This window comes from Actinoallomurus rhizosphaericola (genome assembly GCF_024055675.1).
GTDB classification, from domain to species: domain Bacteria; phylum Actinomycetota; class Actinomycetes; order Streptosporangiales; family Streptosporangiaceae; genus Actinoallomurus; species Actinoallomurus soli.
On sequence record NZ_JAMXMW010000005.1, the window covers coordinates 58,870 to 76,213 of the forward strand.

The 17,344-nt window shown below is 71.4% G+C and carries 21 protein-coding genes; 11 read left to right on the forward strand and 10 right to left on the reverse strand.

All coding sequences use genetic code 11. The features are described from left to right. Window positions 1–10: 10 nt before the first annotated feature. Window positions 11–649, reverse strand: coding sequence for a PadR family transcriptional regulator (locus tag NE234_RS13755; protein ID WP_252779368.1), 639 nt, complete (start codon window positions 647–649; stop codon window positions 11–13). A 77-nt stretch (window positions 650–726) separates the two neighbouring features. On the opposite strand from NE234_RS13755, the gene NE234_RS13760 reads away from it, so the two are divergent. Together NE234_RS13760 and NE234_RS13765 are read left to right on the forward strand one after the other, a co-directional pair. Further along, on the forward strand, window positions 727–1,584 hold the full coding sequence (locus NE234_RS13760) for an SDR family NAD(P)-dependent oxidoreductase (protein WP_252779369.1): 858 nt from the start codon (window positions 727–729) through the stop codon (window positions 1,582–1,584). Between the two features lie 25 nt (window positions 1,585–1,609). Next, window positions 1,610–2,437: an SDR family NAD(P)-dependent oxidoreductase gene (locus NE234_RS13765; RefSeq protein ID WP_252779370.1), complete on the forward strand. Its 828-nt coding sequence runs from the start codon at window positions 1,610–1,612 to the stop codon at window positions 2,435–2,437. A 40-nt stretch (window positions 2,438–2,477) separates the two neighbouring features. On the opposite strand, the gene NE234_RS13770 is transcribed toward NE234_RS13765, so the two are convergent. Beyond that, entirely contained in the window at window positions 2,478–3,368 is an 891-nt protein-coding gene (locus NE234_RS13770) for a LysR family transcriptional regulator (protein ID WP_252779371.1), read from the reverse strand. A gap of 99 nt (window positions 3,369–3,467) precedes the next feature. On the opposite strand from NE234_RS13770, the gene NE234_RS13775 reads away from it, so the two are divergent. Then, on the forward strand, window positions 3,468–4,013 hold the full coding sequence (locus tag NE234_RS13775) for a YceI family protein (RefSeq protein ID WP_252779372.1): 546 nt from the start codon (window positions 3,468–3,470) through the stop codon (window positions 4,011–4,013). 47 nt (window positions 4,014–4,060) lie between these two features. Here the strand turns inward: NE234_RS13775 and NE234_RS13780 are convergent, their stop codons facing one another. The 3 genes from NE234_RS13780 to NE234_RS13785 form a co-directional block, all read right to left on the reverse strand. Continuing rightward, entirely contained in the window at window positions 4,061–4,513 is a 453-nt protein-coding gene (locus NE234_RS13780; RefSeq protein WP_252779373.1) for a DinB family protein, read from the reverse strand. A 71-nt stretch (window positions 4,514–4,584) separates the two neighbouring features. Continuing rightward, on the reverse strand, window positions 4,585–4,731 hold the full coding sequence (locus NE234_RS45910) for a DUF397 domain-containing protein (protein WP_406566995.1): 147 nt from the start codon (window positions 4,729–4,731) through the stop codon (window positions 4,585–4,587). Between the two features lie 2 nt (window positions 4,732–4,733). Then, the gene (locus NE234_RS13785; protein WP_252779374.1) at window positions 4,734–5,525 is read right to left on the reverse strand and encodes a helix-turn-helix domain-containing protein; all 792 of its coding nucleotides are present in this window, start codon (window positions 5,523–5,525) and stop codon (window positions 4,734–4,736) included. Between the two features lie 125 nt (window positions 5,526–5,650). Between NE234_RS13785 and NE234_RS13790 the strand changes: the two genes are divergently transcribed. Beyond that, window positions 5,651–5,863, forward strand: a complete 213-nt coding sequence (locus tag NE234_RS13790; RefSeq protein ID WP_252779375.1) for a hypothetical protein — start codon at window positions 5,651–5,653, stop codon at window positions 5,861–5,863. Between the two features lie 64 nt (window positions 5,864–5,927). Here the strand turns inward: NE234_RS13790 and NE234_RS13795 are convergent, their stop codons facing one another. Beyond that, window positions 5,928–6,803 carry an HhH-GPD family protein gene (locus NE234_RS13795; protein WP_252779376.1) on the reverse strand — a complete coding sequence of 292 codons (876 nt, stop codon included), beginning with the start codon at window positions 6,801–6,803 and terminating at the stop codon, window positions 5,928–5,930. Window positions 6,804–6,869: 66 nt separating this feature from the next. Here NE234_RS13795 and NE234_RS13800 point away from each other — a divergent pair, with 66 nt between their 5' ends. After that, window positions 6,870–7,532 (forward strand): hypothetical protein, encoded by a 663-nt coding sequence (locus NE234_RS13800; RefSeq protein WP_252779377.1) that lies wholly within the window; start codon window positions 6,870–6,872, stop codon window positions 7,530–7,532. A 639-nt stretch (window positions 7,533–8,171) separates the two neighbouring features. On the opposite strand, the gene disA is transcribed toward NE234_RS13800, so the two are convergent. Both disA and radA read right to left on the reverse strand, forming a co-directional pair. Then, a complete protein-coding gene (disA, locus tag NE234_RS13805) occupies window positions 8,172–9,251 on the reverse strand; it encodes a DNA integrity scanning diadenylate cyclase DisA (RefSeq protein ID WP_252779378.1) in 1,080 nt (359 codons plus the stop codon). 92 nt (window positions 9,252–9,343) lie between these two features. Next, entirely contained in the window at window positions 9,344–10,744 is a 1,401-nt protein-coding gene (radA, locus tag NE234_RS13810) for a DNA repair protein RadA (protein ID WP_252779379.1), read from the reverse strand. Window positions 10,745–10,916: 172 nt separating this feature from the next. Between radA and NE234_RS13815 the strand changes: the two genes are divergently transcribed. Further along, a complete protein-coding gene (locus tag NE234_RS13815; RefSeq protein WP_252779380.1) occupies window positions 10,917–11,777 on the forward strand; it encodes an SGNH/GDSL hydrolase family protein in 861 nt (286 codons plus the stop codon). Window positions 11,778–11,790: 13 nt separating this feature from the next. Here the strand turns inward: NE234_RS13815 and NE234_RS13820 are convergent, their stop codons facing one another. Then, window positions 11,791–12,378, reverse strand: coding sequence for a class I SAM-dependent methyltransferase (locus NE234_RS13820; protein ID WP_252780970.1), 588 nt, complete (start codon window positions 12,376–12,378; stop codon window positions 11,791–11,793). A gap of 236 nt (window positions 12,379–12,614) precedes the next feature. Between NE234_RS13820 and NE234_RS13825 the strand changes: the two genes are divergently transcribed. After that, entirely contained in the window at window positions 12,615–13,475 is an 861-nt protein-coding gene (locus tag NE234_RS13825; protein WP_252779381.1) for a sugar phosphate isomerase/epimerase family protein, read from the forward strand. Window positions 13,476–13,518: 43 nt separating this feature from the next. Further along, on the forward strand, window positions 13,519–14,103 hold the full coding sequence (locus NE234_RS13830) for a TetR/AcrR family transcriptional regulator (RefSeq protein WP_252779382.1): 585 nt from the start codon (window positions 13,519–13,521) through the stop codon (window positions 14,101–14,103). A gap of 79 nt (window positions 14,104–14,182) precedes the next feature. Here the strand turns inward: NE234_RS13830 and NE234_RS13835 are convergent, their stop codons facing one another. Next, window positions 14,183–14,755, reverse strand: coding sequence for a TetR/AcrR family transcriptional regulator (locus NE234_RS13835; protein WP_252779383.1), 573 nt, complete (start codon window positions 14,753–14,755; stop codon window positions 14,183–14,185). A 145-nt stretch (window positions 14,756–14,900) separates the two neighbouring features. Here NE234_RS13835 and NE234_RS13840 point away from each other — a divergent pair, with 145 nt between their 5' ends. The 3 genes from NE234_RS13840 to NE234_RS13850 all read left to right on the forward strand — a co-directional run bounded on the left by NE234_RS13840 (window position 14,901) and on the right by NE234_RS13850 (window position 17,293). Beyond that, entirely contained in the window at window positions 14,901–15,737 is an 837-nt protein-coding gene (locus NE234_RS13840) for a class I SAM-dependent methyltransferase (protein WP_252779384.1), read from the forward strand. Window positions 15,738–15,833: 96 nt separating this feature from the next. Further along, complete coding sequence (locus NE234_RS13845) at window positions 15,834–16,562, forward strand: ABC transporter ATP-binding protein (protein ID WP_252779385.1); 729 nt, start codon at window positions 15,834–15,836, stop codon at window positions 16,560–16,562. Continuing rightward, window positions 16,559–17,293 carry an ABC transporter permease gene (locus NE234_RS13850; protein ID WP_252779386.1) on the forward strand — a complete coding sequence of 245 codons (735 nt, stop codon included), beginning with the start codon at window positions 16,559–16,561 and terminating at the stop codon, window positions 17,291–17,293. Before NE234_RS13845 ends, NE234_RS13850 begins: the two co-directional genes overlap by 4 nt. Window positions 17,294–17,344: the final 51 nt, after the last annotated feature.

The window sequence follows — 17,344 nt, forward strand, 5'->3', positions numbered from 1 at the left end:
GGCCTCCGGCTCAGGTCTCACCCGCCGCGCGGGCAGCCGCAGCGCCCTCGCCGTCCGCGTCCGACACGGCCTCGCCGTCCGCGGCCGGTACGGCCGGGGGGACGGTCTGCGCCCACTCGGCCCAGTCGGCCAGCGCCTGGTAGATCCGGTTCGCCGCCTCGATGGCGACGCGCATGGAGCGGGTCTGCTCGCTCGTCCCGAAGTCGCCGCGGTCCTTGGCCGCCGCGTAGCCGCGCGCCACTGCGGCGGTCTCGGCGAAGAACTCCTGCTCGCGCCGGAGGTGCGCCTGGAGGTCGTCGGTCTCCATGAGCCAGAAGAAGAACGACCGGAGGACGGACTCGATGCGGAGGGTGTGGTCGACCTTCTCCTCGGTGAGCCAGCGGCGGATCTCGGCCAGCCCGGCGTCGGTGATCCGGTAGGCCTTCCGGCCGCGTGGGCCGTGGCTGTCGACCTCGATCATCCCGGCGTCCGAGAGCCGGGACAGCTCCGCGTAGATCTTCGGGTGCTGAGCCGGCCACACCGGGCCCAGGTGCTCCTCGAAGCGCCGGGCCAGGTCGTAGCCGCTGGCCGGTCCTTCGGCGAGCAGCCCGAGCAGCCCATGCCGCAGCGACACCGCCTCACCGTCCTCACTCGTGATCCGGACGTCCATCTTGACATGTCCTCTCGGGACGGCTGATGATCATCATGTCCCAAGGTACATGTCCCGAAGTACATGTGAGGTCGATCATGAGTCAGGCAGCGCAGTGGAACGAACGCGCCGTCTTCGTCACGGGGGCCGGCGGAGGCATCGGCACCGCGACCGTCCGGGCCCTGGCCGAGCGCGGGTACCGCGTCTACGCCGGAGTGCGCCGCGAGGCCCCTCACCTGCGAGGACGGGAGCGGATCGAGCAGGTACGGATCGACGTCACCGATCCGGAGAGCGTCGCGGAGGCCGCCGCCGAGGTCGCCCGGCTCCAGGACGGCGAGGGTCTGCACGCCGTCGTCAACAACGCCGGGATCATCATCCAGGGGCCCCTGGAACTCGTGCCCGCCGACGAGCTGCGCCGCCAGTTCGCGATCAACGTCTTCGGGCCCGCGGAGGTGGTACGGGCGTTCGCGCCGCTGCTTCGGAGGAGCGGCGGCCGCCTGATCAACATCAGCGCCCCGACGGCCAGGCTCGCGGCGCCGTTCGCCGCTCCGATCTCGGCGAGCAAGGCCGCGCTCGACGCGCTGTCCGACGCCCTCCGCATCGAGCTCGGGGCACAGGGCATCGCCGTCGTCACCGTCGTCCCCGGCGCCGTCGACACACAGATCTTCGCCAAGGCGGACGAGGCGGCCGAAGCCGCCCTCGCGGACGCCGACCCCGCGCGCCTCGCGCTCTACCGGCCGCGGCTGGCGGCCATGGGAGCCGCCATGGCCAAGATGCGGACGTCCAAGCCCGAGACGGTCGCCCACACAATCGTCAAGGCGATGGAGGCGGCCAGACCGAAGCCGCGGTACCTCGCGAACCCCGACGTCCGGCCGATGCTGCTCCTGGCACGGCTGCCCGTCCGGCTCCGGGATCGGATGGTCATCCGGGTCCTCGGCCTGGCCAAAGCGGCCTGAGCCGACCGGGAACAGGAGAGAGACGATGACGAACACCGGGATCGCCCTGGTCACCGGCGCCACCGCGGGCCTCGGCCGGGCCGTCGCCACGGGCTTGGCGGAGCACGGGATGCACGTCCTGGTCCACGGCAGGGACGCCGACCGGGCCGCCGACGTGGTCGGCCGGATCGAGAAGGCCGGCGGCACCGCCGAGGCGTACCTCGCCGACCTCGCGTCGCTCGCGCAGGCACGGGAACTGGCCGACCGGGTGAGCGCCGACCACGGCGGGCTCCGGCTGCTGGTCAACAACGCGGGGATCGGCGCCGGCCGGCCGCCCTACCGCAGGCGGCGGCTGAGCGCGGACGGCCACGAGCTGCGGTTCGCGGTGAACTACCTGGCTCCGGCGCTGCTGGCCCGGCTGCTGACGCCGGCCCTGCGGGAGGGGGCGCCCGCCCGGATCGTGAACGTCGGCTCGGTCGGACAGGCCCCGATCGACTTCACCGATCTGAGGATGGACACCGGCTACACCGGCGCCCAGGCCTACTACCGCAGCAAGTTCGCGCTCGCCGCGTTCACCTTCGACCTGGCGGACGAACTCGCCGGCGACGACGTCACCGTCAACTGCCTGCACCCCGCGACGTTCATGAACACGCACATGGTCCGGGAGTCGATGATGCCGCCCATGTCGACCGTGGGCACGGGCGCCAGGGCGGTGCTGAACCTCGCGGCCGGACCGGCCGGCGGTGCGGTCACGGGCCGGTACTTCGACGGAGAGAGCGAGGCGAGGGCGCACGAGGGCACCTACGATCCGGCGATCCGCGCCCGGCTGCGCGCCGTCACCGCCGAGCTGCTGGAGCCCTTCCTGGGCGGCTGACCCGGGGAACGCCGGTCCGCCGGCTCCCACGCGTCGCCGGTCACAGCGCGATGGGACCGACGTCGGCGGCGGTCTGGACGAGCGCGCGGATCGCGGGACCGTCGGCGGTGGAGCGCCAGACCAGCGCCCACTGGAGGTCGGGCGCCTCGTGGATGGGCACGAAGACGATGCCCGGGTGGCGGTTGTAGCGGGCGGCGTGCGCGCTCAGCGGGTGAACGCAGTCCCCGGCGGCGACCAGGGAGAGGATCTCCTGGAAGGTGCGCGCGGCCGGTCCGCGCGGGACCCGGCGGCCGAGCGGCGTCCGCGTGGGAACCATGGACGCGAGCCAGTACTCGGGGGCGCCGGGGCCGAGGTCGACGACGTGGCCGTCGGCGAGGTCCTCCAGGGAGGCCGTGCCGCGATCGGCCACCGGATGGCCCACCGGCACGGCCAGCACACGGCCTCCGGTGGCGACGGTGGGGCCGACGGTGAGGTCGGGTTCGGCGACGGGCAGCCACAGCACGTTCACGTCCGTCTCCCCGGTGCGCAGCGACGTGAACGGGGCGCCGCCCACGACCTCGACGAACTGCACGTCGCTGCCGGGGTAGCGGCTGCGGAAGGCGTCGAGGTGGGGGCGCAGCTCGTGCCCGAACTGGCCGATCACACCCATCCGCAGGGTCTGGCCGGCGCCGAGACCGGCCGCCTCCGCGCGGGCGAGCCCCGCCTGCAGGAGGTCGTAGGCCTGCCGGAGGTCCTCGCGGAGGCGCCGGCCGATCGGGGTCAGGGCCACGCGCCGGCTGGTCCGGTCGAACAGCGCCGCGCCGATGCGCCGTTCCTGCTTGGCGATGGCCTGGCTGACGCGGGCCTGGGACACGTGCAGCCGTTCGGCGGTACGGCCGAAGTGCAGCTCTTCGGCCAGCGTCAGGAAGATCTCGATGTCCCGCAGCTCCATCGATAACCCCAATGTTATTGATTGCCGCACGAAGCCTACCTTGTTCCGCCGCTGACCTGCCTCGATGCTGAACTCACGAGATCCCTAGGAGTGATCAGCATGACGACCACGACGACGCTCGGCGCGTTGTCCGGCGACTACGTCCTCGACACGGCGCACACCAGGATCGGCTTCGTCGCCCGGCACACGATGGGCCCCAAGGTGCGCGGGCGGTTCGAGCGGTTCGAGGGGCACGCGCACCTGGACGGCGGCGATCCGTCGAGGTCGAGCGTCGAACTCACGATCCAGGCCGACAGCCTCCAGACGCACAACGCGCAGCGCGACGGTCAGCTGCGCGACCGGTTTCTGGGCCTGAAGGACCACCCGACCATCACCTTCACCTCGACCGAGACGCAGTTCATCGACGAGACCGGCTTCAGACTCACCGGTGACCTGACCATCCGCGGCGTCACCAGGCCGGTCACCGCGACCTTCCAGCGGACCGCTGCCGAGCCCGCCGCGAAGGGCGACCTGCGGGTCCGCTTCACGGGCGGCGCCACCATCGACCGCGCGGACTGGGGCGTGAACTGGAACGCCGCCACCAGGCTCCTGATCGGCAGGAAGGTGGACCTGGAGTTCGACGTCACCGCGATCCGGCAACCCTGACGAGGTGATCGAGTTCGCCGGCCTACCCGCGGGGGCGTACGGCCGGCTCAGTGCCCCGTGGCGCCGTCGATGCGCTCGCGGAGCAGGTCCGCGTGGCCGTTGTGCCGGGCGTACTCCTGGATCATCGTCGTGTACACCCAGCGCAGGCTCATCTCGACGCCGACGCGCGGGTCGAGGAAGGTCTCGTCGAGCGACCGCCCCGCCGTGGTCTTCCGCACGAGTTCGATCTCACCGGCGTACGCGGCCAGGTCCGCCTCCGCGTCGGCGTCGGCCACATCGAACTCGGCGTTCAGATCGTCGTCGGTGCAGTACAGATAGCCGGGCCGCTCCCCGGCGAACCGATACCGGAACCAGTCGCGCTCGACCTCGGCCATGTGGCGGACGAGACCGAGCAGCGACAGACCGGACGGCTCGACACTGCGAAGCTCGAGCTGCTCGGCGGTCAGCCCCCCGCACTTCCACAGCAGCGTCCGCCGATGATGGTCCAGCCAGGCGTCCAAGGTGGTGCGTTCATCCGCGGTGACCGCCGTGAAATGGGCAGAATCGCGCGGTGCCTCCGGCGCCGTCCAGGTCATGAGCTTCCGCTAGGCCATGCGGCGACCTCGACGCAGTTGGACTCACCGGTGCCGCTGTAGGCGGCCTTGCGCCACCGAAGCTGTACCTCGACACACTGGGACTCACCTTGGGTGCTGTACGTGCTCCGGCGCCATCCGGCCATACCTATGCCTCCTCTAGATACGCCTGGATCATCTCCCTCGTTAGATCCGGCGGCAATGCTAAAGCAGCGATCTGTTCGAACGCTTGCTGTGCGCGGATTACTTCGGCCGGAGTATCGATGAGCCGTCCCTCCGGCCAGCCGTCGGCGTAGGCGACGTCTGGTTCGTCGGGGAGGCGCATGATGGTGATCGGGCCGACTATCCCATCGTGGCTGCCGGCAGAGAAGGGAAGTACCTGCACCATCACATTGGGACGCGACCGGCACAACGCGGCGAGCTGCTCGCGCATGACTCGGCAGTCACCGATCTGTCGGCAGAGGACGGCTTCGTCGATGACTGCATGCAAGGTCGGTGCGTTGTCGCGATCGAGGAGTCTCTGTCGTTCTATACGCATGCGGACCACCCGGTCCAATTCCTGCGGGGGAAGCGACCGTCCGGGCAACTGGTTGAGAGCGCGGGCATATGCCGGCGTTTGCAAGAGGCCGGGAACGACTCGCATGTCGAAGAGCTTGACCAACAGCGCCCGCTGCTCCAGATCGACGAAGTCGCCGAAGGGGGTGCTGTCGTCTTGGGCCTTTTTGGAGAGTTCGGTCATGACGCCGGGGAGGTTGAAGAGGGCGTCGGCGTGTTCGCCGAGGCCGGGTGGGGGCTTGCGGCGGCCCTGTTCGACGGAGGCGACCGTCCAGACGGACCAGGGGACGCGCTCGGCGAGTTGTTCGCGGTGCCAGCCGAGGCGTTCGCGGTGGCGTCGTAGTTCGGTGCCGAAGTAGGCGACGAAGCCGGAGGAGTTCGCCATGGGTACGGGCTCCTTGTACGCGTGGGGGGAGAGCGTAGAGGTACGAGCTGGAACCATTCCGCAGCGTAATCACCCGGTGACACCATCGTCAGGCAGATGGCGAAATCCGATCACAGGAGGTCACCGTGCTGATGAAGGTCGAGGGCGTCCACGTCTCCACGTGCGCCCATGTCCCCGAGAACACGGCGCTGCGCGTCATCCGGCACGCGGATGAGGAGATCACGTCCGTGCGGTTCGGCGAGGACGAGCTGCTCGTCGTCGAACTCGACGACGCCATGGTCCCCACCCTCATCGAGGCCATCCAAGGCGCCCAGCAGCCCAAGGCCGACACGGTCTGATCGGGGGGCCTCAGGCCGGGGCGTACGCGCCCCGGCTGTCGGGTCAGGGGACTGCCTCGAAAGGTCAGCGGGGGAGGGCGAAGCGGCCGTCGTCCAGGGGGTCGATGAGGCCGTCCTCGATGAGGGACGCGAGGGCGCGTTCCCGCTGCCGTACGTCGTCCCACGCGTCGTCCAGCGCCGCGCGCTCCACGGGACCGCTGGCGTGCCGCAGGACGGCGAGGAGCCGGCCCCGGCACTGGCGGTCGGTGCCGGCGTACGCCTGGCCCTTACGGGCCGGGCCGTCGTACGCGGGTTTGCCCGCCAGCCGCCAGGCGCAGGACGCGGTGACCGGGCAGTCGGCGCAGCGCGGGGTCCGTGCCGTGCAGACGAGCGCGCCCAGCTCCATCACGGCCACGCCCCAGGTCGCGGCCGTCTCGGCGTCCGGGGGCAGCAGCGACTCGGCGAGGCGGACCTCCGCGGCCGTCTGCGTCTTCGGCGGGTACTCCACGCCGGTGACCATCCGGGCCAGCACGCGGCGCACGTTGGTGTCCAGGACGGCGTGCCGCTGCCGGTAGGCGAAGCTCGCCACCGCCGCGGCGGTGTACGCGCCGACGCCCGGCAGCGCGCGCAGATCGTCGTACGCGGACGGCACCTGCCCGCCGTGACGCTCGACGATCGCGCGGGCGCTCGCGTGGAGGTTCAGCGCGCGCCGGGGGTAGCCGAGCCGTCCCCAGGCGCGGACGGCCTCACCGGGCGGCTCGGCGGCCAGCGCGCCGGGGGTGGGCCAGCGGGTCAGCCACGCCTCGTACGCGGGCAGGACACGGGAGACCGGTGTCTGCTGAAGCATGATCTCGCTGACCAGGACCGCCCACGGGGAGGCGTCCGGCCGGCGCCACGGAAGATCCCGTGCGTTCTGGGCGTACCAGCTGAGAATGGGCTCGGCGTAGGTAGGTCGGTGCATGGTGAGTTCGATCCTGGCACGGCGGGTCGCGATGGCACGCACTGATCGAAAAAGGATACTCAGCGTATGGACTCCGACACACACGGGGACCTGGGGGAGGCGGACGCCTACTGGCGCCGCCGGGTCTACGTTCTCGCCGGGGGGATCACCGCCATCGGCCTGATGGCGTGGGCCTGCTCGGGTCCCGATCACAAGAAGCCGGCGGCCGAGGTGCGAAACGCCGCCGCCACCACGATGACGCCACTGCAGGTCACCCCGACTCCCGCTGTGACACCGGCCGCCCCGTCGGCCGCCGCGACGCCCACGGTGACGGTCACGGTGACCGCCGGCGTGCCCGTCGCGAAGCCGCGCGGCGGTGATCCCTGCGACGAGGCGGACGTCGTCGTCGGGCTCACGTCCACCAAGGACGTCTACCAGGACAGGGAGCACCCGCGGTTCCGGATCAGCGTCGTGAACACCGGCCGCCGGGCCTGCGCGTTCGACGTGGGCGCGAAGGCGCTACGGCTTCGGATCACCTCCGGCTCCGATCCGGTCTGGTCGTCCGACCGGTGCGCCGACCGTCCCGCCTCCGATCTCCGCGTCCTACGGCGGGGCGTGCCGTACATCGCGGACGTCGACTGGAACCGCACGCGCTGCGACGGCGACTCGCGCGCCCGGCCCGGGACGTACGTCGTCACCGCCAAGAGCGGCGGCGTGCGGACGCGGAGCCAGGTGTTCCGCCTGCGCTAAGACCTGTCCGGCGACGATGGGCGGCCACGTCAGACCGGCCGGCGACCCGGCCGCCTCCTGGCCCGCGTACGACCTTGCCCACTCCGGCGACGAACGGACAAAAACCCCAGACCACGCCGCCAGGTGGCCCGCCCTCTTCCACGGCCGTCTACTCAGAGGAGACGAATTCTCCCCTGAGTAGACAGCCTGAAAAACGATGCACCCACCCCGTGGGCGAACCACGTCCCGGGGCGCGACCGGGCGTCCGGTCGCCGGTGCCGTACCCTCACCGGCCGCGCCGCTCTCCAGGCCGTCCACCCTGTGGGTGCGCCACCTTCGCGTCGAAGGTGGCCTTAGCGGCTCATCGCCGGTAGCGCGGCCGGGCCGTCCGGCCGGCGCCGGAGATGGGTGCCGGGCAATGGCACCGAATCGGGCGCCCGGGTGGGTGTCCGCCTTCAGCGTGTGTCCCGCCAGAAGGAATTCGTTCCTCCTAGCGGGACAGTGTCTAACGCGACGGGGCACTCCGGCAGAGTGGACGTGCGGCGACGGCGCGTCGCGGGGATCACGCAATGCTCCCGACGGCGTCCGATCTGCCCCGATGGTGCGCTGTCCCCCGGCGTGGCGGCCGGGTCGTCTCGATCGGCGGTTTGCTGCGGGTGCTCAGACGTAGCGCTCGAGGATCGAGGACTCGGCCAGGCGGGACAGGCCCTCGCGGACGCTGCGGGCGCGGGACTCACCGACTCCGCCGACCGACTGCAGGTCGTCGATGCTGGCGGCGAGGAGCTTCTGCAGGCCGCCGAAGTGCTCGACGAGGCGCTCCATCAGCAGGCCGGGCAGGCGGGGGACCTTGGCGAGCAGGCGGTAGCCCTTGGGGCTGACCGGCGTGTCCAGCGGGTCGTTACCGCCGAAGTCGAGCACGTCGGCCACGGTGGCCAGGTCGAGGAGCTCGGAGGCCGACAGCTGGTTGAGCGCGGCGAGGACCTCATCGACCGAGCGGGAGTGGTCCTCCGGCTGGTAGTCGCGGACGATCAGCTCGCGGTCGACGTCGACGCCGGACACCAGTTCGTCGAGCTGCAGGGACAGCAGCCGCCCGTCCGTGCCCAGCTCGACGACGTAGCCCTTGATCTCGTCGGCGATGCGGCGCACCATCTCCAGGCGCTGCACGACCGCGCTGACGTCGCGGGCGGTGACGAGGTCCTCGATCTCCAGCGCCGACAGCGTGCCGGAGACCTCGTCGAGGCGCAGCTTGTAGCGCTCCAGCGTGGCCAGGGCCTGGTTGGCGCGGGACAGGATGGCGGCCGAGTCCTCCAGGACGTAGCGCTGGCCGTTGAGGTACATGGCGATGATCCGCATCGACTGGCTCACCGACAGCACCGGGTAGCCGGTCTGGCGGGCGACCCGCTCGGCCGTGCGGTGCCGGGTGCCGGACTCCTCGGTCGGAATCGTCGGATCCGGCATGAGGTGCACGCCGGCGCGCACGATGCGGGTGCAGCCGGCGTCCAGGACGATCGCGCCGTCCATCTTGGCCAACTCGCGGAGCCGGGTGGACGAGAACTCGACGTCAAGCTCGAAACCACCCGTGCACAGGCCGGCGACGACACGGTCGTAGCCCATCACGATCAACGCGCCGGTGTGACCCCGAAGGATGCGTTCCAACCCGTCGCGGAGCTGCGTCCCCGGAGCGACGGCGGCAAGGGTTGCGCGGCGTCGCTCGTCTCTGCCTCTGTCTTGTGCTGGCACGTGACCCCCGGAGGTCTCTGAACGGCGGTCAGTTTATCGGTGAACGCGAGACGCCCACCCGCTCCCCTCGCCGGTTGGCGACCGGCGCGCGGTCACGCGTCCGCGGCCGCCGTCGCGAACGCGAGGGCGAGCGCCGTCCAAACGTCGTCCACTTCTGTCACTTGCATACCCTCATCCGTCACGATCGTGCCACTGGTGCGGCCGGAAGTCGGATCGATCGACCCGCCGGGCACGATCGCGCGCCGGTAGCCGAGCCGGGACGCCTCGGCGAGCCGCCGCTTGGCCGCCTGCACGCCGCGCACCTCGCCCGCCAGGCCGACCTCGCCGAAGGCGACCAGGTCGGAGGGGAGCGCGGAGTCGTTGGCCGCGCCGGTGACGGCGAGCGCCACGGCCAGGTCGACGGACGGCTCGCTGAGCCGCACGCCGCCGACCGTCGCGGCGTACACGTCGCGGTCGTGGAGCTTGATGCGGCAGCGGCGCTGCAGCACCGCGAGCATCATCGCGATCCGGGCCGAGTCGAGCCCGGACGTCATACGGCGCGGGTTGGCCAGCGGCGACGGTGCGACGAGCGCCTGCACCTCCGCCACCAGCGGCCGCCGGCCCTCCAGCGTCACGGTCACACAGGTGCCCGGCGCGGGCTTCTCCTGCCGGGTCAGGAACAGGCCGCTGGGATCGGCCAGCCCGATGATCCCCATCTCCGACAGGTCGAAGCAGCCCAGCTCGTCGGTGGGGCCGTAGCGGTTCTTCACCGCGCGGATCATCCGGAGCCGGCTGTGCCGGTCGCCCTCGAAGTAGAGCACGACGTCGACGAGGTGCTCCAGGACGCGCGGACCGGCGATCGAGCCGTCCTTGGTCACGTGGCCGACGACGACCGTCGTGATGCCGCGCTCCTTGGCGACCCGGATCAGGTTGGCCGCGACCTCCCGCACCTGGCTCACCCCGCCGGCGGCGCCGTCGATCTCCGCAGAGCCGATCGTCTGGATCGAGTCGACCACGACCAGCTCGGGGGCGACGGAGTCGATCTGCCCGAGGACGGCCGCCAGGTCGGTCTCGGCGGCGAGGTAGAGCCGGTCGGCGATCGCGCCGATCCGGTCGGCCCGCAGCCGGACCTGCTCCGCCGACTCCTCGCCCGTGACATAGAGCGCGGTGCCGCGGTCGGCGTGCAGCGCCGCGACCTCGAGCAGCAGGGTGGACTTGCCGATGCCGGGCTCGCCGGCCAGCAGCAGGACCGCGCCCGGCACCAGCCCGCCGCCGAGCACGCGGTCGAGCTCGTCCAGCCCCGTGGCGGCGGTCTGCGCGGCCTGCACGTCGACCTGGCCGATCGGCCGGGCCGGCGCGCTCACCGGGCCGGGCGTCACGACCCGCGCCGGCTTGGCGGCGCCCGCCACATCGACGGTGCCCCACGCCTGGCATTCGCCGCACCGCCCGACCCACTTCGAGGTCTGCCACCCGCATTCGGTGCAGCGGTACGCCTGCTTCACGCTCTTCGCCATGCCCGCGACTGTACGGCCCGCCGCCGACAAATGAGAGTGACCTCGGTGACTCGGGGTGACATAGTAGTCACTGGCCGATCTCGGACAAGAGAGTTGACGGAGCCTGTCCGCCGGTCCTTACTGGCGGACAGGAGGGCAGGGGGAGGGCGCGATGCGCAGGTGGCTTGCAGTCGTGTCATTGGTTCCGGCGCTTTTCGCCGGGGGCTCGGCGCGGGCGGTCACCGCCGCCGACGGCCCGGCGCGGGAGGTCACCGGCGGCCGTTACGTCGCGCTCGGCGACTCGTTCACGGCGGGGCCGTTCATCCCGCACCGGCACGGCAGCCCGATCGCGTGTCTGCGCTCCGACCACAACTACCCCTCGCTCGTGGCGCGGATGCTGCAGCCCGCCTCGTTCACCGACGTGAGCTGCAGCGCGGCCACGACCGAGGACCTGAGCCGGTCCCAGTCCGTCCTGTTCGGCCACAACATCCCGCAACTCGACGCCGTCACCCGCGACACGACCCTGGTGACGATCGGCATCGGCGGCAACGACATCGGCTACAGCCGCATCGTGCTGACCTGCGCGGCGTTCAGCCTCGTCGATCACCACGGCGCGCCCTGCGAGCGCTACTACGGCACGACCCTGGACGAACGGATCGCCGCGACCGCGCCGAAGGTCGCCGCGATCCTGCGGGCCGTTCACGCCCGCGCGCCGCGCGCCCGCGTCCTGCTCGTCGGCTATCCCCGCATGCTGCCCTCCCGTGCGGGATGCTGGCCGAACGTCCCCACGGCCTCCGGCGACATCCCGTTCCTCGACCGGTTCGAGCGGCGGCTCAACGAGATGCTGGCCGCGGAGGCCCGGCTCGGCGACGCGCGGTTCGTCGACGCGTACACCACCGGGCGGCGCCACGACATGTGCTCCGCCGACCGGTGGGTCGAGGGCATCCTGGTGAAGAACCCGGCCGCCCCCGTCCACCCGAACGCCAAGGGCATGCAGGCCGTCGCCGACCGGGTGCTGGCCGTGCTCGGCGCGTCCCGCGTGTCCGCCGGCTGAAACGGGTACCGCGTCAGTAGCGCCGCCACCACAGGTTGACGGCGTAGTCGACCTCGCAGCCCTCGACCTCGCCCAGGAACTCCTCGGCGAGCTCGGCGGGGAACTCGATCTTCAGTACGGCCTCGAGATCCGCGCGGTCGTCGAAGCGCCAGCGCATCTCCAGTGGCGTACGGGAGAACCCATGCCGAGACCAGAACCGCTCGACGGCGCCCGGGTCGTACGACGGCAGCCAGCGCCGGAACCACGCCCCGAACGTCGACCGCGTGGCGTCGTTGTCGATGACGAACGCCGCGCCCCCGCGCCGTACGACCCGGCCCAGCTCCGCCAGGCCCGGTTCGCAGCCGGGCCCGAAGAAGTACGCCCAGCGGGCGTGGACCACGTCCACCGACGCGTCGGGCACCGGGAGCGCCTGGGCCGCGCCGACGCGTACGGCCACGTTGGGCACGTCGGCGACGCGCCGGCGGGCGAGGCCGGCCAGCCCGGCGTGCGGTTCGACGCCGACGACCTTCGCCGCCGTCCGTGCGAACGCGGGCAGGTGGAAGCCGGTGCCGCAGCCCACGTCGAGCACCACCGCGCCGTCCCAGGACCGGATCTCGCGCATGGCCCGCTCGATCCGCCCGTCCGGGTCGACCGCGCGGTTCTCCAGCTCGTAGATCTGCGGGCTGTTCCAGATGTTGGGGCTGGCGATGGCTCCAGGGGCGATCACGCCTCCACGGTAGACGGCCCCGGAGACGACCACGCGTCCGCGGTGGCCGGTGCCGGGAACGATCACGCGTCCGTGGTACGCGCGGGCGCGGTTGGCCGGACCAGACGATGGAACGCATAGGCTTGCCGATTGTGGAAGAAGTCCTCCAGGTCCCCGACGCGCCCATCGTTCTGTCCTCGGCGTCGGTCTACCCGGAGAAGACGCCGGCCGCGTTCGACCTCGCCGCGCGCCTCGGGTACGACGGCATCGAGATCATGGTCACCGCCGATCCGGCGAGCCAGGACATCGACGTGCTGCGCAGACTGTCCGACTATCACCAGATCCCGATCACGTCGATCCACGCGCCCTGTCTCCTGCTGACCCAGCGGGTCTGGGGGCGTGAGCCCTGGGGCAAGCTGCTCCGCTCCAAGGACACCGCCGAGAAGCTCGGCGCCGAGGTCGTCGTGGTCCATCCCCCCTTCCGCTGGCAGCGGGAGTACGCCCGGGAGTTCGAGCAGGGGCTCGCCCGCATGCAGGAGGAGACCGACGTCGTCTTCGCCGTGGAGAACATGTTCCCCGTACGGGCGCGCACGGCGGAGGTCGGGATGTACTCCCCGCACTGGAACCCCGTCGACATGGACTACCCCAACGTGACGATCGACCTGTCGCACGCCGCGGTGTCCGGCTCGGACCCGCTCACCATGGCGGACTCCCTCGGCGACCGGCTGGCGCACATCCATCTCGCCGACGGCATCGGCATCGTCAACCGCGACGAGCACCTGGTCCCCGGCCGGGGCAACCAGCCGTGCGCGGAGATGCTGGAGCGGCTGGCCGCGCAGGGCTACGGCGGCCAGATCGTCGTCGAGATCAACACCCGCCGCGCCACCGACCGTGAGCAGCGGGAGAGCGATCTCGCCGAGTCCCTCGCGTTCGCGCGCCTGCACCTCGCCGCGGCCGCTCCCGCCGCCGGTCCCTGGCAGGTGGACTCCGAGGGCGAGGTCACGCCCTCGTGACCGCGCCGGCGGCCCCTCGGACCCGTGACGAGGGGCGCCGCCGATGACGACGCCGACGCGCCGCCCGGGACGCCGTCCCGGGCCGTCCTCGTCGCGGGACGACATCCTGGCGGCCGCGCGCGTGCTGTTCGGCGAGCGCGGCTACGACAAGGCCTCGATCCGGGCCATCGCCCGTGAGGCCGGGGTGGACCCGGCGCTGGTCCACCACTTCTTCGGCTCCAAGGAGGAGCTCTTCGCGGCGGCGATGGAGTTCCCGGTGGACCCGGCGGTGTTCCTCGGGCAGGTGATGGCCGGCCCGCGGTCGCAGATCGGTGAGCGGATGGCGCGGACGTTCCTGCGGATCTGGTCGGATCCGCGGCTGCGGCCGCAGTTCGTCGGCATCTTCCGGTCGGCGGCCACGACGGAGCAGGGTGCGGCGCTCCTGCGGGAGTTCGTCACCCGGGCGATCCTGGCCCGCGTCGCCGACGCCCTGGCCCTGCCGCCGCTGAACCTCGCGGCGGCCGCGGCCCAGATGATGGGCGTCGTGATGCTGAAGTACATCGTGCAGGTCGAGCCCGTGGCGTCGGCGACCGAGGACGAGCTCGTCGCGCTGCTCGCGCCGACCCTTCAGCGCTACCTCGAGGGCTGACCCGCTCGACCGCATGAGACACCGATCACGAGCATGCCGATGCGCGTGGATGCCACCAGAACGACAGGCAAAAAGCTTGTCACCCCGAGCAGAGCTGCGAGCGCAGGGTGTCGTACGACCAGCGCTCCCATCGCTCGGGCGACCAGCCTCGGTCTCGGACGAGCAGTAGGTAGAGCTCCGGGCTGAGGAGGCCGTACAGCACGTCTGCGGTGTGCTCGGCCGTCACTCCGTCGCGGATCCCCGGTTTGGCCGACAGGGACCGGGCGGCGGCCGCGTGGACGGTGAACCTCGGATCGGTGTCCTGGCCCCACAGCTCGGCGATCTCCGGATCGGCCGTGGCCGCGGCGCGCAGCATCTCGATGATCGGGGCGACTCGCTCCAAGATCTCTCGCGTCCCTTGGACGTGAAGCAGCAACTGGGCGTCTGCGGTCTCCGCGGCGACGGCCTCACGGAACCACGGACGATCCATCGTCGCGATCGCCTCCTCATCGCCCGCGATGGACCCGTCGACGAGTTCTTTGAGCAGCACCCGCTTGTTGCCGAATGTGAAGTAGATCGTCTGGACGGAGACGCCGGCCCGGTCGGCGATCTCCTGAAGCGTCGTCGCGCCGTATCCGCGCTGGACGAACAGCTCGCGTGCGGCCTCCAGCATGCGCCTTCGGGTCTCCTTGGGTTTCCGGCCCCGCCTGTCCCCACCCTTGACTCCCGTCATGGCTGTAGTCTACATCTAGAGTTCAACTCTAAAGTCGGACTTCAAAATGCGGTCCGCGTACCGTCGCACCCACCGGAGGAAGACCATGCAGGCCATCGCCAACTCCCAGCACGCGGATGCGTGGAACGGCTGGGAGGGCGTCCACTGGGCGCAGAACCACGACCGTTACGACGCGACGGTCTCCGCCTTCAACGACGACCTGTTCCGCATCGCCGCGATCGGTGCGGACGACCGCGTCCTCGACATCGGCTGCGGGACGGGCCAGACCACACTCTTGGCGGCGCGCCGGGCATCCCGAGGGCGCGTCGTCGGCGTCGACATCTCGGCGCCGATGTTGGATCGCGCCCGCGCCGAGGCGACGGATCAAGGGATCGTCAACGTCAGCTTCGAGCAGGGAGACGCCCAGGTCCATCCGTTTCCCGACGGAGGCTTCGACGTCGCGATCAGCCGTGGCGGGGTGATGTTCTTCGAGGACCTGGTGGCTGCGTTCGCCAACATCCGGCGAGGGCTGCGACCGGGCGGCCGGCTCGCGTTCATGGGCCCCCAGGGCGGCAGTCCCGACAGTGACTATGCCCGCGCCACCGCGGCGTTGAAGCCGCTCATGCGGGCGCCGTCCCCCGCCGCGCGCGGGATGGGGGCCTTGACCGACCCGGCCCGCATCCGGGAGGTACTCGGTAGGGCCGGGTTCGCCGACGTCGGCGTCATGCCGGTCGAGGCGCTCATGGACTACGGCCGCGACGCCGCCGACGCGACGGAGTTCATCCTCGGTCAGGGACCGGTCCGCTTCAACCTGCAAGGAGTCGGAGAGGACGTCGTCGAACGCACGCGCCGGCAACTACGGGCAGGGCTCGCGGCCTATGAGACCTCGGACGGGGTCCGCATTCCCGGCGCCGTCTGGTTGGTGAGCGCCGTCCGCCCCTGACCGTTGGCATGGCCGCCGCCGTGTTCAGCCTGTCAGCGATCCGCCATGAAGCCCGGATGTCTTGACACCTCGGAAGTGCGGGCCTAATTTCAACGCATGATGAATTCTGTCGTCGAGGCCCGGGACCTCCGGGTCGCGCGCGGCGGGCGTACGGTCCTGCACGACCTGACCTTCGCGGTGCCGCGCGGTTCCGTCGTCGGCCTGCTCGGGCCGAGCGGCTGCGGCAAGACGACGCTCATGCGGGCCGTCGTCGGGGTCCAGATCGTCCAGAGCGGCACCGTCACCGTGCTCGGCCGCCCGGCCGGCCACCGCGCGCTGCGCCACCGCATCGGCTACGCCACCCAGAAGCCGGCCGTCTACGCCGACCTGACCGTCCGGGAGAACCTCCGCTACTTCGCCTCCGTGCTCGGCGCCGCCAAGGGCGACGTCGACCGGGTCGTCGACGAGGTCGGTCTCGGCGGCGCCCGCGACCAGCTCGTCGCCTCCCTCTCCGGCGGACAGCTGAACCGGGCGAGCCTCGCCGTCGCGCTGCTCGGCCGGCCGGAGCTGCTCGTCCTGGACGAGCCGACCGTCGGGCTGGACCCGGTGCTGCGCGGCGAGCTGTGGGAGCTGTTCCACGAGCTGGCGGGCCGGGGGACGACGCTGCTGGTCTCCAGCCACGTCATGGACGAGGCCGCCCGGTGCGAGCGGCTGCTCCTCATGCGGGAGGGCCGGATCATCGCCGACGACACGCCCGGCGCGCTGCGCGAGCAGACGGGCACGGGCGACCTGGAGCAGGCGTTCCTGAAGATCATTGAGCGGCGAGAGACGGTGGGGCGGCGATGAGCGTCACCATCACGCTCGCGACGGCCCGGCGGATCCTGAACCAGCTCCGGCACGACCACCGCACGCTCGCGCTGATCGTGGGCGTCCCCAGCCTGTTGATGATCCTGCTGCGGTACGTCATGGACCGGCCGGAGGCGTTCGACCGGTTCGGGCCGATGCTGCTCGGCGTGTTCCCGCTCGTCGTGATGTTCATCGTGACCAGCGTCGCCACGCTGCGGGAGCGGACGAGCGGCACGCTGGAGCGGCTCATGACGATGCCGCTCGGCAAGCTGGACCTGCTGCTGGGCTACGCGCTGGCGTTCGGCGTCACCGCGCTGGTCCAGGTCGCCGTGGTCGCCACGATCTCCTTGACCTGGCTCGGCCTGGACCTGCGGGGATCGGTGTGGACGCTCGTGGTCCTGACCCTGCTCGCCGCGCTGCTCGGCGTCGCGCTGGGGCTGTTCACGAGCGCCTTCGCGCGTACGGAGTTCCAGGCGGTGCAGTTCATGCCGGCGTTCGTCCTGCCGCAGGTGCTGCTGGCCGGGTTGTTCGTGCCGCGCGACCAGATGTCCACGGTGCTGCGGTGGATCGCCGACGTCCTGCCGCTGTCGTACCTCGTCGAGGCGATGCGGCAGCTGACCGATCACCCCGGCCTGACCGGCACCCTCTGGCGCGACATCGCCGTCATCGCCGGCTGCACCGTCCTCGCCCTGCTGCTGGGCGCCGCCACCCTCCGCCGCCGTACGCCCTGACCACCCGGGCCGGTTCCCCTGTCCCCGGTCAATCCGCGGGAGATCCACCGT